Below are 15,159 nucleotides of genomic sequence, written 5' to 3'. Positions count from 1 at the left end.
GGTCCCCGGGCCTGCGGCCCCTTCCCGGCAGCGGAACCCCGCCTTCTGCATCTCCCCCTCGCCGGTTTGCCGGTTTGTCGGTTTGAAATCCGCTCCTTTTCTTCCCGAGACGTTGTCGAAGATAACAGAAACCAGGGGAAGACAAACCGGCAAACCGGCAAAGCGCATGGCCCGAGGGGGGCGGAGGGGCCGACCTCCGGGCCTGCGGCCCCTTCCCGACAGCGGAACCCTGCCTGCCTTCTGCACCTCCCCTCGCCGGTTTGCCGGTTTGCCGGTTTGCCGCTTTGAAATCCGCTCCTTTTCTTCTCGAGACATTCTCGAGGAGAACAGAAACCAGGGGAAGACAAACCGGCAAACCGGCAAAGCGCATGGCCCCGAGGGGGCGGAGGAGGCGGACCTCCCGGCCTGCGGCCGCTCTCCGGCAGAAGGAGCGCCCATCCTTCTGCAGGGATCCCGCCCTGCCGGTTTGACCGCTATGTCCGGTCCTGCCCGGAAGAGGACAGGCCGCGATGGAAGAGATCGGAAGAGGGACGCAGGGCGACAGGCCGCCGAAGCCCCGCTCCCCGGCGGGCGGGTCGATCCGCCACGCCTTTCCCGGCGCCTCTTCCACCGAACGGCGGCTCCTGATGATGAAGGGCCATGGCGGCGGGCGGCCCTCCGCCCCGGAAGGATCCGGCGCCACGGCGGGACGGGACGCGCCGGAGGCCGGTGGATGTCCGGGCGCCCTGCTGTCGGGGACGGCCGCCCTCGGGGACGGGCTGTCGGATGCGCTCCTGCTGCTGCTGAACGCGCTTCATGTCGGGGAACCCGAGCAGGGGGCGACCTCCCTCGTCCTGGGCCTGAAGGACGGGTCGCTGCCCTCCGGGGCGCTTCTTGGCGCCATCAGCCAGCTGCCGCGGATCCGCACCCTGAGCCGGACCCTGATGCCGGACGGGACGGTTTCGAGCCACAGCAATCCGCCCAACGCCAGGCCTGTCGCACGGAGCAGCCTGCGCGGCATCGCCCTGCTGCTGCAGTTCGAGCGGTGCGGGCTCGCGGCCCGTGGCCAGGCACGGGACGATCTCGTCCACGCCTGCATCGCAGCGGCGCGCCACCTCACCCACTACGAGACCCCCGCCAAGACCGTCCAGGCCTACCGCGCCCGGCTGAAGGGGGCGGGCCTCTTCGAGAGCGCCGCGGGAACCCGCGCCTTCATCGCCTCGGTCCTGGCCGCCATGGCCGGACCCGGCCTCGACCGGATGCTGGCCCGCCCCGAGGCTCCGGAGCAGATCGGGGCCTTCCGCGCCGCGGCGGAGGCGCGTCGCCGGCTGCTCGACGACCGCCTGCCCGAGGGTCTCGTCCGCGACGCCCTCTGCAGCCTCCTCGATTTCTCGCACCACAGCGACGCCCAGATCTCCCGCACGATCCGGGCGCTGGCCGGGGTCGAGCGCCATCCCATGCCGGACCTCGGCATCCTGCCGAAGCTGACGGCGGACATCCTGCCCGAGGGCCTCCTGTCGGGTCCCTCGCTTCCCCTGCCCGGCGGATCGCGGACCGTGGCCCGCGGCCGGTGAGCGGAAGGCTTGTTCGTGATGGTCCGTCCCGAGGCCGGAGAGGGCGCCGATTCTGGTGATGGATACCTGACTCTGAGTACATATAGCCGTGCGTGGCTGAAGCGTTATCTCTGCCTGACTGGTTCAGCCTGAATAACAACGAAGTGCTTGATTTAGCGAGGAGAATGCGTGGTTTCGCTGGTCATGGCCTGCAGGATTTTACAGGATCCGGCTCAGAACTCTGCAATTTCGGTCCGCCGCATGAAGCACCGCCCCCGTCCGCCCAAGCAGAACGACCCCTTCCGACCGCGCCTCGTCGACATGGATGTCGTCCGAGGATCCGAACATGTCCTGAAGACGGACCTAACGTCCCAGTGCCCCAAATCCATCCTGCCCGGTTCGATCGAAATCGACATGTTCCCAATATCTCTTGGGGGCGGGCACTCCATCCCTCCATTCGACATCCGCCCCATCCGTCGGCGCTGTGAGCCTCGCGTGCCGATCTTCTTCCAGGAAGGCATGCGTGCTGGCCCAGCGTGCCAGGGTTTGTCCCAGATCTTCAGAGGTGCAGGCCGCCGAAATCTGTTGGCATTTCTGAAGCGACCGGATCAGGATGTCCGGATTGTTCTGGCGCGTCAATGCGCGCAGAGCCGCCAGATAGTCCTGCCGGAACACGGTCGGAATCACGATGTGGCTGAGCCCATGCGAAATCATTTCCCGTGACATTACCAGGCGGCTCATGCGGCCGTTGCCGTCCACGAAAGGATGGATGTCCGAGATCAGGAAATGGGCAAGCATTGCCCGGGAAAAAGGATCATCCACCGGCCTGATATGCTCGAACCCTGACAGGATAGTCCCGCGAACCTTCTCCGGTGACACGAAGACCGTGTTGCCGGCCAGATTCTGGCGTTCCTTGAACTGACCCGGGTTGATTTCCGGGCGCTGTCGCATCAGGTCGGCATGGTCGGCCTGCAGACCGAGAATGAACTGCTCCGGCGTCATCTCCGAAAGACGTGGTCGCGGGGGTTCCATCAGCTTTGCATAGGTGCCCAGAACATCATGGCCATCTTTCGGCCGAGACTGGGGAATCTTGCCATCAAAAACGATCTCACGTGCCTCATCGACAAGGAAGCGGGTGCCTTCGATGTAGTTCGAAAAGAACGCCTCGATGAAGCAGGAGTTCTGGCGCGCGGCGAGCGACTGGTTTGGATCAGGGATCTTCTCCGATGGCAGAGCCAGCAAGGCCGTGCGCAAGATCAGCAACCGATCCAGGCAGGCTTCATCGATCGGCGCCCCGCTGGCCCGGGCCCGTCCCGCGCGCGTGACGAGCTTCGATTTCCGGGAACCGAGGAGAGATCCGATCAGCGCATCGAGCGCCTCGAATTCCTTGTCTCTCCCGATGGTCGGAGCAATCGACCGGGCCCCGTCCCGGATCCGGTTCAGATACTCCTCTCCTTTCGCTGAACAGTCCCGCTCGAGGCGGGCTTCGATCATGGCGGACCCCGCCGTGCGCGCGGGGCCACTCCTGGCCCGTGACGCGGTCATGTTGTCGAGATACCGGCGATTTGGTCCTGCAATCCAGGCCCCCATGTAGGGGAGGTCATCCTCGGCCTTGCCGGCGCCGCGCCGTTGGCTGATGACCAGGTTGGCGATCTGGATGGTCTTCGGGGCTTCCGGGGCGCTGACGAAGACGTAGGACAGGCCACTTGCCTCATCCCGCTCGGGGGCGAAGGTCAAGCTGGTGAGATCGGTGATCACGCCGTCCGGGAAAAGATGCCCGACAAGGGCAGGCCAGTGTGTGCGCACGGCATCCTCGACGGATCCTCCATCTCTGGGATAGAATACGCCGGGAACCAGTTGACGCAGCTCGCCCGCGGCCGCTCTTCGGCGCAGCCGTCGGCTTGCAGCCTCATCACCTCTTGGCGCGAAGAGGAAGGATGCCATGGGTGTCTCCTGTCCAGAATCCGAGCCCAAGATAGACGGATGATCCGTATGTGTCCATATTCTCGGTTTAAGGGGAAGGTTCCGTCCAAGAACATGGCTTAAGGAGCCATGCCGATCTTGGATGCGGCCGATCGCCTTGGTTCAGAAAAAGAAACCGCCGACCTGTCCGTCGGCGGGAAAGAGCTCGTTCAGTGGACACGAGTGGACAATTTATCCGAGCATCGAGATCCGCTTTGAACGCATTCCGCTCGCCGCCTGCACGGAACCAACCGAGAGGCGCTGGCGGCCTCGGCCGGAGCCCATGCTCTCGGCGCTCTCGAGCTGCACTTTCTCGAGGCAGCTCCGCACGCCCTCGTCCCGGATCCGGAGACCCTCGCCCCTGAGGATCCCAGGGCCGCCTGCCGGTCTTCATGCACGGGCTTTTCATCGTCTATGCGCTCGGAGCCGAGATCCTCAGCGACAAGGCCGTGGCGGATGACGTGGCTCGGAGGATGGAGGAGACAAGCCTACCTCACGGGCGCCTGCGAATCGCGTCGTCCTGGCTGCGCTCGAACATGGCACAGCCATGCTGGGGGACCGGGGTACGCTCCATGGCACGCCGCTTCCTCAACAATCCTGGAGACGCTCGACGCATCCGGGATCGAGCCTCCCATCGGCGGCCGGCCGCCGATTTCGTCTCGACTGTGGACTGATCGGACGAGCAGGACGGGGAGTGCATGGAGATCCCCGATCGGCTTTTTCCGGCATGTCCGGATGCTGCGACTTGCCAGGGTTCGAGACGAGGGCGATCGACTTCGACCCGAACGGCATTCCCCGTAAAGCCGGGATCAGCAGGGCCGAGGCGACGATCCGGGCCATCTTCGGCGAGCTTGTCCTGGCCGCCGACTGGCCAGGCGAGGAGCAGGTGTGGTCACCGCAAGGGAAGACCTGCGCCGGCTCTGCCTCGGGCGGAGTTGCGGCAGGTCAACGCCTGCACGGGGAGCGAGACCGCCGATCGCCTTCAATCCGGTGATGCGGCCCCGGGACCGGATTGCCCATAGCCGCTCGCAGAGGCCCGCGGTCCAGGCATCCGCAGGCCGGATACCAGTGCCGGCCGGACATCCGGCTGGCACTGCGCTCTTTTCCGGGTTCTGGTGTTCGCGCGACCGCGTGTCGGGGTCGATCGCGTCGATGAACACGGCGGCGACCGGAGGCAGGCGGCCGGCGCACCCCAGACTGACGCCCGCGGCCCGTCTGAAACCAGACGCAGGATGGCATTGGGATCGGACGGTTCGAAGCTCTTCGAGCGCCAGAGGATAAACCTGCGACTGTTCCCGAGGATCGCCGACGCGATGCGCGCCTCTTCGGTCCTGGGCGAGGGTGCGGGGAATCCGGGCAGGTCCGGCGCGTCCGGCAGCGCCACGGTCGACCAGCGGTTGAACGCGTCCGGCGCATTGGCGGGCCATACCGTGGCGCCGGGACCCGTCCTGCATTAGGGTGAATCGGATCACTCAACGGAGGCCAGCCTGGCCAAGAGGTTTGCATGCCGGTGGCCGAGACCATCATCCAGCCTGATCGACCGATAGCCCGCCCCATCGTCGCCACGATCGCAACTGTCTTCAAGGATGGTCACGTACTGCTCGTGCGCCGCGCCAATCCGCCGGACGCCGGCAAGTGGGGCTTTCCGGGCGGCAAGGTGGAGTTGGGGGAACCTCTTGGAGAAGCGGCCGCGCGCGAACTTCTCGAAGAGACCGGGATACAGGCGGCGGCCCGGCAGGTCTTCACGGCAGTAGATGCCTTCGACCATGACGAGACGGGTCAGGTGCGCCATCACTACGTCCTGGTGGCCATCCTCTGTTCCTGGATCTCCGGCGAACCGGTCGCGGGCGACGACGCCCTTGAAGTCCGTTGGTTTCCGCTGGACACCCTGGGGTCAGAGGATCTCGCGCTCAGCCTCGATGTCGCAAAAGTCGCACGACAGGGGGCCGGGATCGCCGCATGAACGGGGCGGAAGCGTGAGCGCGTGACACGGGCCAGGGGTCCGGTCCTGGCCTCCGGGGGGATCGGATCAAGGATGGATCGATCCAGTTCTGCTGTCCCACCTCGATCCTGCCCCTCGATGGCCTTCCGGAGGCCCCACGAGCCGTGAGCGCCGGACCTGTCGGCGGAGGACACTCTCGCCCGCCGCCGACGCGCGCTGGACCTGGACACCGTCTTCGTCGCTCCTCCCGTGACGCCATCCCCCGCCGGTCATGGTATCGAGCGCGCGGGGCGGAGAGCGAGACCGTCCACGTCATCGAGCAACGGGAGTGGCGCGAGATCTCGTCGGGCATCGACCCGCGCCAGGTGTGTTATCCGGCGTTCATGGATCGAGAGGGGCGGCTTGGAGGGCATGGGCCAGGTTCAGCAGCGAATATACGGCTGCGCGTTCCTTGGCGAGCCTGCTGCGCAAGTCTTCGGCGTAGACGAGGGCGGCACCTTTCAGGCCGGCCAGAACCATGTTTCTCAGGAGATACGCCTCTTCCGAATGAGAGCCGGCCTTGTTGCGCGCCCGGATGAAGGTCTGCAGGGTGCCGCTTTCGTCCCCTGCCCGCGCCTGGATGAGTGCCATGTCGGAGAGCAGGAAGAATGCCTGCCCTGACGAGCTTTCCGCGATCCTGATGGCCTCGGAGACATCCCCCTCGCGCGCAAGGACCCTTGCGAGCATGTAGTCGAATTCCGACAGTGTGTTCATCTCCGTCAGCCTGCCCTCCGCCCTGCGCTCCCCGGAGGCCAGTCGCCTCTCCGCCACGAGAAACGGATGTGACGGGTCCATCAGCGGCCGCAGCTCGTCGAAATACCCGTCATCATGCGCAAACCAGATGAAGTTCTCGTCCGTGAGGATCTCCCTTGCGAGGGCCGGGTCGGTATCGGCTGCCTTGAGCGCGCCGATCAGGGCGCCCAGCCGTGCTGCCTGCGATTCTTCGTTTATGAAATCGAGAAGAGCCTGGGAGCGTTCCGAGCCCTTGAGATCCTGGAGTTCACGGAAGGCCGACGGATAATCACCGAGATCGGCCCAGAACGACATTCGGGCGGAGACGAGGGCCGAGACCGGAGCCTCTCGGTATCGGGAGGTGCTGTCGAACACGTTCATGGCTTCGTCAACGTTCCCGGTGGCCGCGAGAGTGGCAGCCGCCTGAACCAGCTGCTGGGCCTCCGTCGCAGATGGATTCCCTCCGGACAAGGTCGCGACACGACCGCGGGCATCCGCGGCGATCCGGTCCCGGATCTGTGCGAGCGATCCCGCATCCGGTCTCTTCTGATCCAGGTACTGCAGGACGGCCTTCATCGACCGGCGGTCGAGGTTGCGCGCGCTGCCGGTGGAGGCGAGTTCAACCGCAAGCGTGCTTTCCGGGTAGTCGGAGACGATCCTGTCGAGATTGTTCAGAATCTGGCTGAGCAGGCGGTGCTGCTCGTCCATCGTCCACTCGCCACCCTGCTGCAGGTTCTGGTAAGTGTCCCAGTACCCTGCCGTTTCCACGAAAAGACGGTTGGCCGCGCCCTCCGGCGTGGTCGGGCATTCGGCTGCCACGGGGACTGCCATGGCACAGAAAGCGGCCGCTGCCATCCATCGACGGCCTTGCCGAAAGATCGATGCCGGATCGGGCCGGAGGAAGCGACGGGAGAGGCTGACGCGATCGCGCGCCGCCGCTTCAAGAGCGGAAGAGGGATCCATATACACACTCCAATCATCGTACCGCGCCCACCCGTTTCGTCGAGGCCGGGGCGGCCGAGGCGGATTTGTGCGGTGCCGCGATAACGAGGCAAGGAAATTCGGCCCGAGGCTCAGGATGCGAGGCTGCTTTGCCGGATCTTCCTGCAGCATTGGCCGTCACCCCAGACCGTGCCGCTCGTTCTGCAGGTCCGAGCATGGGTCCGATGCCAGCTTGCTCATCGGGACAGAGCCGGCGCATGCGAGAGGCGCGGGCGGGCGGCTGCGCCCATCCGCCGTCAGAGAAGGAAGTCGCTTGCCCGGAGGCGCACGGGATCGTCCAGGAAGATCCGGAGGCCGGCGCGCCCATCTGGGGGCGATGGACAACCCGCTTCCGTGGCCAGGCTGCCCTTTCCCGCCGCGCATCATGCCTGCAAGGAACTGACGGAAGATGACTGCTGCCAGCCTTCACGCACGTTCCCGTGTGCAGGTGCGGCATGGGTGGGCAAGCGCCGTGCCTTGGCGTAAGATTCAACCGAATCAGGCACTTGGTCGAAGGCAGAGGCCGCAGACATGGCCGGACAGGTGACATCGGTTCGGGGCCCGGTACTCGACATCCGTGTCGAGGGGCCGCTGCCCGCGATAGGCGACGTGGTGGAAATCGGTTCCGCCCCGGTGGTTGCGGAGGTCCAGGCCCATCTGGGCGGCGCCGATGTCCGCGCCATCGCGCTGCAATCCACGCAAGGCATCGCCCGCGGCGAGGCGGTCCGGCTGACCGGAGGTCCGCTGAAGGTGCCGACCGGCTCGGCGGTTCTGGGGCGGCTGATGGATGTTGTGGGCCACACCGTCGATCTGGGCGTCCCCCTTCCTGCCGATGCCCCCCGCGCGCCCATCCTGCGCGCAGCGCCGTCGCTCGCCTCGCAGGACGCCCGGTTTCAGGTGTTCTCCACCGGCATCAAGGTGCTCGACCTGCTGGCGCCGCTGGCGCAGGGCGGCAAGTCCGCGATGTTCGGCGGTGCCGGTGTGGGCAAGACCGTACTGGTGATGGAACTGATCCGGGCGATGGTTTCGAGCTACGACGGGATTTCGGTCTTTGCGGGCGTGGGCGAACGCTCGCGCGAGGGGCACGAGATGCTGGGCGAGATGAATGCCTCCGGCGTGCTGGACCGCACCGTGCTGGTCTACGGTCAGATGAACGAGCCCCCCGGCGCGCGCTGGCGGGTGCCGCTGACTGCGCTGACCATCGCCGAAAGCTTCCGCGACGGCGAGGGACGCAACGTGCTCCTCCTGATCGACAACGTGTTCCGTTTTGTGCAGGCGGGGTCCGAAGTGTCGGGGCTGCTGGGCCGGATGCCGTCGCGCGTGGGCTACCAGCCGACGCTGGAGACGGAAGTCGCGGCGTTGCAGGAGCGCATCGCTTCGGTCGGGCGCGCCTCGGTGACGGCCATCGAAGCCGTCTACGTCCCAGCAGACGATTTCACCGACCCTGCTGTGACCGCGATCAGCGCGCATGTGGACAGCACCGTGGTTCTGTCGCGGCACCTGGCGGCGGAGGGGATCTATCCGGCCATCGACCCGATTGCCACCACGTCCGTGCTGCTGGACCCGGCGGTGGTGGGCGAGGAGCACGCCCGTGTCGCCGGGCGGCTGAAGGAAGCGATCGAGCATTACCACGAACTGCGCGACGTGATCGCGCTGCTGGGGATCGAGGAGCTTGGCCGCGAGGAACAGCTTCTGGTCGGACGCGCACGCAAGCTGCAACGCTTCCTGACCCAGCCGTTCTTTGTCGCTGCGGCCTATACGGGAATGGAGGGCCGGTCAGTCCCTGTGGGGGAAACCGTCAAGGGCTGCGCCGCGATCCTCGATGGCGAATGCGACGACTGGGACGAAGGCTCCCTTTACATGATCGGCACGCTCGACGAAGCCCGCTCCCGGGAGGACGCGCGGCGTCGGAAGGGGCCGGCATGATGCATCTGCGGATCACCACGCCGCTGGAGGTGGTGCTGGACGAACCGGCCGTGGCATCGCTTCGCGGCGAGGATGCCTCCGGCGGTTTCGGCATCCTGCCGGGGCATATCGACCTGCTGACGGTGATGGAGGCGGGGGTTCTTCACTGGCGCCGCGCGGAAGGGCCGTGGCATTACTGCGCGATCCGCGGCGGGGTGCTGCGGATGACGGCGGGCGAAGCGGTGACGGTCGCCTGCCGCGAGGCGGTCAAGGGGGACGACCTCGACCGGCTGGAGACCGAGCTGAAAAGCCGCGCGGAGGCTGCCGAACAGGCCGCCCGCAGTGCGCGCGGCGAGCAGGTCCGTCTCCACGCCAATGCGATCCGCAGCCTGATGCGCCAACTGGACCGTGCGGCGGGGGCCGACTCGTCCGACATTGCGGAGGCGTTCGAATGAGCGGCCCCGGCGAGACACGGGCGCCCGCCGCTGCCGCCGCCGTTCCACCCGACGGAGACGTCTCCGCCGCCGACCATTTGCCCGCCGGTGCCACCGGGCCTTCGCCGGGCAAGGGCATATCCGCGACAGGTAGTGCGCCGGTCCGCCCGGAGGACGCGTCCGGCCGACGATTGACCCCCGGAGGACTGTCCGGTGATCCCGCCCCGCCCCGCCCCGACACGGCCCCCGACCCGCTGGCGGGCGCGGTCCGCCGCAGCGCCGGGCGGGCGGAAGCCGGGCGGCACGATCCCGAACCATCGCTCGCGCGCCGCTTCGGGCAGATCGGCGTGCTGGGATGGGTGATCGTGCTGCCGACGCTGGCGGGGGTCTGGATCGGCGCGCGGATCGATGGCTTTCTGGGCTCCGGCATCACTGCGGCGGCGGCGCTGACGATGCTGGGCGCCGCGCTCGGCCTGTGGCTGGCGCTCCGATGGATGCACGATCAATGACCGTGCTCCTCGCTCTCGCAGCCCTCGCGGCCGGAGCCATGGCGGGATGGCTCCACTTCCGCAGCCTGCGCATCGTCTCGGACCGGCTGCTGCGCGGAGACCTGACCGCGGTGACGCTGCAACTGGCGCGTCTCGGGCTGCTCGCGGGCTTCCTTGTCCTCTGCAGCCGAGGCGGGGCTCTCCCGCTGATCGCCGGCGCCGCAGGGGTGCTGGCCGGACGCGCAATCGTCCTGCGCAGGGAGCGCGCGGAATGATCGACAGCCCGCTCTCCGAACGCATCGCATTCAGCCTCGGCCCGGTTGCGGTCAGCGAAACCGTGGTGGTGACCTGGGGTGTCATGGCGGCACTTGCGCTCGCGTCCTGGGCAGTAACGCGGCGGCTGAAGCTTGTGCCCGGACGCGGGCAGGCGGCGCTGGAACTGATCGTGACCACGCTCGACGCGCAGATCACCTCCACCATCAAGGGCAATCCGGGGCGGTTCCGCGCGCTGATCGGCACGTTGATGCTGTTCGTTCTGACCTGCAACTGGTCGTCGCTGATCCCGGGGGTGGAGCCGCCGACCGCGCATCTGGAAACCGACGCGGCGCTGGCGCTGATCGTGTTCCTGACGACCATCGGCTTCGGCATCCGGGCCAACGGCGTTCTGGGCTGGCTCCGCGCCTTCGCCCGGCCGACCTGGGCGATGATCCCGCTGAACCTGGTGGAGCAGGTCACCCGCTCTTTCTCGCTCATGGTGCGCCTCTTCGGCAACGTGATGAGCGGGGTCTTTGTCATCGGCATCGTGCTTTCGCTCGCGGGGCTTCTGGTGCCGATCCCGCTCATGGCACTGGATCTGCTGACCGGCGCCGTGCAGGCGTATATCTTTGCCATCCTTGCACTGGTGTTCATCGCGAGCGCCGTGGAGGAAGGCGTGCAAGAGGAGGCATCCCTGTGAACCCGGAATACATCAGGATCGCCAGCGTGCTTGGCGCGGCCTTTGCCGTGGGCATCGGCTCCATCGGCCCCGCACTGGGGGAGGGCCGCGCCGTGGCCTCGGCGATGGAGGCCATCGCCCGTCAACCCGAAGCCGCGGGCACGATTTCGCGCACGCTGTTCGTGGGTCTCGCCATGATCGAGACGATGGCGATCTACTGCCTTGTCATCGCGCTGCTGCTTCTGTTCGCCAACCCGTTCACCGGCTGACCCCTTGAGCTTTGACTGGACCACCTTCGCCTTTCAGATCGTCAACGTCCTGATCCTGTTGGCGATCCTGCGGCATGTCCTGTTCCGTCCGGTGGCGGCGATCATCGCGGAACGCCAGCGTCAGGCGGCAGAGTCGCTGGCCTCCGCCGAAGCCGCACGCGCAGCGGCGGCGAAAGCCGAGGCCGCCGCCGCCAAAGCCGAAGCCGAGACCGAAACGAAGCGCCACGCCGTCCTTGCCCGTGCGCAGCAGGAGGCCGAGGCCGAACGCAACCGCATCCTTCAACAGGCGCAGGACGAGGCCGCTGCCACCGCCCGCGCCGCCCAAGCGGCGGCCGCGCGCCGCGTGGAGGCCGCCGGGGAGGAAACGCTCCGGCGTGCGCGCGACCTCGCGTTGACCATCGTGCGGCGGGCGCTGGCCGCGCAACCCGCCCCGCCCGATGCCGCAGGCTACGCCCGCAGGCTGGCCGAGACGCTGGCGCAGCTGCCTGCCGACCGGCGCAGCGCCATCACCGCAGGCGATGGGTTGCGGCTGGTGGCCCCGGCCGCGCTGACGGAGGCGCCTGCGGTCGCGGGCCTTCCGACGCTGCCGCTGGAGGCCGACCCGGCGCTGATCGCCGGGCTGGAGCTGCGTTCGGCCAACGGAGTGCTGCACAATTCGCTGGCCCATGACATCGACCGCATCGCGGAGGCGCTGACCCATGACCGATGATCCCGGACTGGACGCGCTGAAGCACCGCGTGGCGGGCGTGGCGCTCGGCCCCGAGGTGGAGGAAACCGGCCGCGTGACCTCCGTCGCCGACGGGCTGGTGCATGTCGCGGGCCTGCCCGGCGCGCGGCTGGGCGAGGTGATCGTGTTCGCCGATGGCGCGGAAGGGCTGGTATTGAACCTTGATCCCGATGCGGTTCAGGTGGCGCTTCTGGACCTCAGCGCCGCGGTGGAATCCGGCACGGAGGTCCGCCGCACCGGGCGCCTCCTGTCTGTGCCGGTGGGCAAGGGGCTTCTGGGTCGGGTCGTCGATCCGCTGGGCCGCCCGCTTGACGACCTGCCTGCCATCCAGCCCGAAGCCATGCTGGAAATCGAGCGTCCGGCCCCCGGCATCATCGACCGCGACATGGTGGCGGAACCGGTAGAGACCGGCCTGCTGGTGGTGGACGCGCTCTTTGCCGTGGGCCGCGGGCAGCGCGAACTCATCATTGGCGAGCGGTCCACCGGCAAGACCTCCATCGCGGTCGATGCCATCGTGAACCAGAAATCCAGCGACATCACCTGCATCTACGTCGCCATCGGCCAGCGCACCACCGCCGTCCGCCGCGTGATCGAGGCAGTGCGGGAAAAGGGCGCCTTCGACCGGACCATCTTCGTGGTGGCTCCGGCCACTGCCGCGCCCGGCCTTCGCTGGATCGCGCCCTTCGCGGCAACCTCCATGGCCGAACACGTCCGCGACAACGGCGGCCATGTGCTGATCGTCTACGACGACCTGACCAAGCACGCGGCCGTCCACCGGGAACTGGCGCTCCTTGCCCGCCAGCCGCCGGGGCGCGAGGCCTATCCGGGGGACATCTTCTACCTGCACGCGCGGCTGCTGGAGCGGTCGGCGAAGCTGTCGGCGGCAAGGGGGGGCGGGTCGCTGACCGCACTGCCCATCGCCGAAATCGAGGCAGGGAACCTCTCCGCCTATATCCCCACGAACCTGATCTCCATTGCCGATGGGCAGATCGTGACCTCGGCTGCGCTGTTTGCCGGGAACCAGCGGCCCGCGGTGGACATCGGTCTGTCCGTCAGCCGCGTGGGCGGGAAGGCGCAACGCGGTGCGCTGAAGGCGGTGGCGGGCAGGGTGCGGCTCGATTATGCGCAGTATCTTGAAATGAAGATGTTTTCGCGGTTCGGCGGTTTCGGCGATGCCTCCATGCGCGCGCGGCTGGCCCGCGGCGAACGCATCGGTGCGCTGCTCGCGCAGAACCGGTACGAGCCGCTTTCCACCCCTGTTCAGGTGGCGTTGCTCGCCGCCCTGGCCGATGGCGCGCTGGACGAGGTTCCAGTGGATGCGCTGCCCCGGCTGAAGGCGGCGCTCGGCCCGGTGCTGGCGGCGGAGCCTACGCTCGCGGCGTTTCGCGCCGCTCCCGACCGGCTGGACGCGGAGACCCGCGCCGCGCTGGTGGCCGGTGTCCGGCACGCGCTGGCGGCGCCATGAACCGCCCGGAGGAGGTCCGCGACCGCCTCGCGAACGTGGGCGAAATCGGCAGCGTCATCTCCACGTTGCAGGCTCTGGCGGCGGCGCATCAGCGCGAGGCACAGAGCCACCTGACCGCGATCCGCGCGCAGGAGGCGGTCGTTGCGGGCACGCTGTCTGCCGCGCTGGCGCTGGCGGGTGCGGCGCCGGAAGACGGACGCACGGGCGACGGGATCACCGTGGTGATCGGCGCGGCGCAGGGCTTTTCCGGCCTCTACGGGGAGCGGTTGGCCGAGGCGGGGCTGGCCGCTGCCGCGAGTGGTCACGAGATCATGGCGATCGGCGGCCGGACAGTGGGTGTGCTGCGCGATCGTGGCGCGACACCCGGCTGGTCCGCCGAGATGGCACCCCACGTGCCCGGGGTGCCCGGACTGGCAAGCCGCCTCGCGGATGCCGTTTTCGCGCGTCTGCTGGAGCGGCCCCACGCCGCCGTCCACGTCGCTTTTTGCGATCCCAAGGACACGTCCCTGGTCCAGACGCGCCGTCTGTTTCCCTTCGATTTCAGCCGTTTTCCGGTGGAGCGGAGGAGCCTGCCGATGGTCACGCTGCCTCCGGCCGACCTGCTGGCCGCGTTGATTGAAGAATACGTCTTCACCGAACTTTGCGAAGTGCTGATGCTGGGCTTTGCCGCCGAGAACGCCGCCCGCGCCGAGGCGATGGCCCGCGCCCAGACCAGCGTGAAACGGATCAGCGCTGACCTGAAGCGCGAATGGCAGCAGGCCCGGCAGGAGCAGATGACTACGGAGATACTTGAACTGGTCTCGGGCAGCGGCGCGGCGCGCACCAGATGAACCGGCTGACACCGGTGGCGTGGATCCCCGATCGGCTTTTTCCGGTCCCTCGTAAACCGGCAAGGCGCATGGCCCCGAGGGGGCCGGAGGGGCCGACCCCCCGGCCTGCCGCCCCTTCCCGGCAGCGGATCCTTGCCTTCTGCCCTCCCCGCTTCCGCCGGTTTGCCGGTTTGCGGTTTGAAATCCCCCTCCTTTTCTTCCCGAGACGTTCTCGAAGAGAAGAGAAACCAGGGAAAGACAAACCGGCAAAGCGGCAAAGCGCATGGCCCGAGGGGCGGAGGGGGCCATTCCTCGGCCTGCGGTCCCTTTCCGGCATCGGAACCCTGCCTTCTGCCCCCCTGCTTTCGCCGGTTTGCCGGTTTGCCGCTTTGAAATCTCCTCGATTTCTTCTCGAGACATACTCGAAGAGAACGGAAACCAGGGGAAGACAAACCGGCAAACCGGCAAAGCGCATGGCCCGAGGGGGCGGAGGAGGCGGACCTCCGGGCCTGCGGCCCCTTCCCGGCAGCGGATCCTTGCCTTCTGCCCTCCCCGCTTCCGCCGGTTTGCCGCTTTGCCGGTTTGAAATCCGCTCCTTTTCTTCCCGAGACATACTCGAAGAGAACGGAAACCAGGGGAAGACAAACCGGCAAACCGGCAAAGCGCATGGCCCGAGGGGGCGGAGGAGGCGGACCTCCGGGCCTGCGGCCCCTTCCCGGCAGCGGATCCTTGCCTTCTGCCCTCCCCGCTTCCGCCGGTTTGCCGCTTTGCCGGTTTGAAATCCGCTCCTTTTCTTCCCGAGACATACTCGAAGAGAACGGAAACCAGGGGAAGACAAACCGGCAAACCGGCAAAGCGCATGGCCTGGCCTGGGTGGTCGAGCCACAGCAATCCGCCCAACGCCAGGCCTGTCGTACGGAGCAGCCTGCGCGGCATCGCC

General features: G+C 67.5%; 14 protein-coding genes. 12 read left to right on the top strand and 2 right to left on the bottom strand.

Translation table 11 applies throughout. The annotated features are described in order from the left end of the window. The first annotated feature begins 509 nt into the window (after positions 1-509). Positions 510-1,553 carry a hypothetical protein gene (locus tag ACTVZP_RS17040; RefSeq protein WP_443213366.1) on the top strand — a complete coding sequence of 348 codons (1,044 nt, stop codon included), beginning with the start codon at positions 510-512 and terminating at the stop codon, positions 1,551-1,553. 342 nt (positions 1,554-1,895) lie between these two features. Here ACTVZP_RS17040 and ACTVZP_RS17035 read toward each other — a convergent pair whose 3' ends face one another. Next, on the bottom strand, positions 1,896-3,476 hold the full coding sequence (locus ACTVZP_RS17035; RefSeq protein WP_443213365.1) for a Fic family protein: 1,581 nt from the start codon (positions 3,474-3,476) through the stop codon (positions 1,896-1,898). A gap of 1,250 nt (positions 3,477-4,726) precedes the next feature. Between ACTVZP_RS17035 and ACTVZP_RS17030 the strand changes: the two genes are divergently transcribed. After that, positions 4,727-4,951 (top strand): hypothetical protein, encoded by a 225-nt coding sequence (locus ACTVZP_RS17030; RefSeq protein ID WP_443213364.1) that lies wholly within the window; start codon positions 4,727-4,729, stop codon positions 4,949-4,951. A 47-nt stretch (positions 4,952-4,998) separates the two neighbouring features. Further along, the gene (locus ACTVZP_RS17025; RefSeq protein WP_443213363.1) at positions 4,999-5,457 is read left to right on the top strand and encodes an NUDIX hydrolase; all 459 of its coding nucleotides are present in this window, start codon (positions 4,999-5,001) and stop codon (positions 5,455-5,457) included. A gap of 360 nt (positions 5,458-5,817) precedes the next feature. Here ACTVZP_RS17025 and ACTVZP_RS17020 read toward each other — a convergent pair whose 3' ends face one another. After that, on the bottom strand, positions 5,818-7,320 hold the full coding sequence (locus ACTVZP_RS17020; protein WP_443213362.1) for a hypothetical protein: 1,503 nt from the start codon (positions 7,318-7,320) through the stop codon (positions 5,818-5,820). 399 nt (positions 7,321-7,719) lie between these two features. On the opposite strand from ACTVZP_RS17020, the gene atpD reads away from it, so the two are divergent. From atpD to ACTVZP_RS16975, 9 genes are read left to right on the top strand one after another with little or no spacing between them, the layout of a single operon-like run. Beyond that, positions 7,720-9,114, top strand: coding sequence for a F0F1 ATP synthase subunit beta (gene atpD / locus ACTVZP_RS17015; protein ID WP_443213361.1), 1,395 nt, complete (start codon positions 7,720-7,722; stop codon positions 9,112-9,114). Continuing rightward, a complete protein-coding gene (locus ACTVZP_RS17010; protein ID WP_443213360.1) occupies positions 9,111-9,548 on the top strand; it encodes a F0F1 ATP synthase subunit epsilon in 438 nt (145 codons plus the stop codon). The genes atpD and ACTVZP_RS17010 overlap by 4 nt, the downstream gene beginning before the upstream one ends. Further along, complete coding sequence (locus tag ACTVZP_RS17005; RefSeq protein ID WP_443213359.1) at positions 9,545-10,036, top strand: AtpZ/AtpI family protein; 492 nt, start codon at positions 9,545-9,547, stop codon at positions 10,034-10,036. The genes ACTVZP_RS17010 and ACTVZP_RS17005 overlap by 4 nt, the downstream gene beginning before the upstream one ends. Next, positions 10,033-10,290, top strand: coding sequence for an N-ATPase subunit AtpR (locus ACTVZP_RS17000; RefSeq protein ID WP_443213358.1), 258 nt, complete (start codon positions 10,033-10,035; stop codon positions 10,288-10,290). Before ACTVZP_RS17005 ends, ACTVZP_RS17000 begins: the two co-directional genes overlap by 4 nt. Further along, positions 10,287-10,970 (top strand): F0F1 ATP synthase subunit A, encoded by a 684-nt coding sequence (locus ACTVZP_RS16995; protein ID WP_443213357.1) that lies wholly within the window; start codon positions 10,287-10,289, stop codon positions 10,968-10,970. Before ACTVZP_RS17000 ends, ACTVZP_RS16995 begins: the two co-directional genes overlap by 4 nt. Next, positions 10,967-11,218 carry a F0F1 ATP synthase subunit C gene (locus tag ACTVZP_RS16990; protein WP_443213356.1) on the top strand — a complete coding sequence of 84 codons (252 nt, stop codon included), beginning with the start codon at positions 10,967-10,969 and terminating at the stop codon, positions 11,216-11,218. Before ACTVZP_RS16995 ends, ACTVZP_RS16990 begins: the two co-directional genes overlap by 4 nt. 4 nt (positions 11,219-11,222) lie before the next feature. Beyond that, complete coding sequence (locus ACTVZP_RS16985) at positions 11,223-11,927, top strand: F0F1 ATP synthase subunit B family protein (protein ID WP_443213355.1); 705 nt, start codon at positions 11,223-11,225, stop codon at positions 11,925-11,927. Continuing rightward, positions 11,917-13,410: a F0F1 ATP synthase subunit alpha gene (locus tag ACTVZP_RS16980; protein WP_443213354.1), complete on the top strand. Its 1,494-nt coding sequence runs from the start codon at positions 11,917-11,919 to the stop codon at positions 13,408-13,410. The genes ACTVZP_RS16985 and ACTVZP_RS16980 overlap by 11 nt, the downstream gene beginning before the upstream one ends. Continuing rightward, positions 13,407-14,240, top strand: coding sequence for a F0F1 ATP synthase subunit gamma (locus ACTVZP_RS16975; RefSeq protein WP_443213353.1), 834 nt, complete (start codon positions 13,407-13,409; stop codon positions 14,238-14,240). The genes ACTVZP_RS16980 and ACTVZP_RS16975 overlap by 4 nt, the downstream gene beginning before the upstream one ends. The last annotated feature ends 919 nt before the right edge of the window (positions 14,241-15,159 follow it).

Source organism: Rhodobacter sp. NSM (genome assembly GCF_052244495.1).
Lineage (GTDB): Bacteria > Pseudomonadota > Alphaproteobacteria > Rhodobacterales > Rhodobacteraceae > Cereibacter_A.
Note: the sequence above shows the minus strand (reverse complement) of the source record. Positions and strands in the feature narration are given on the sequence as shown.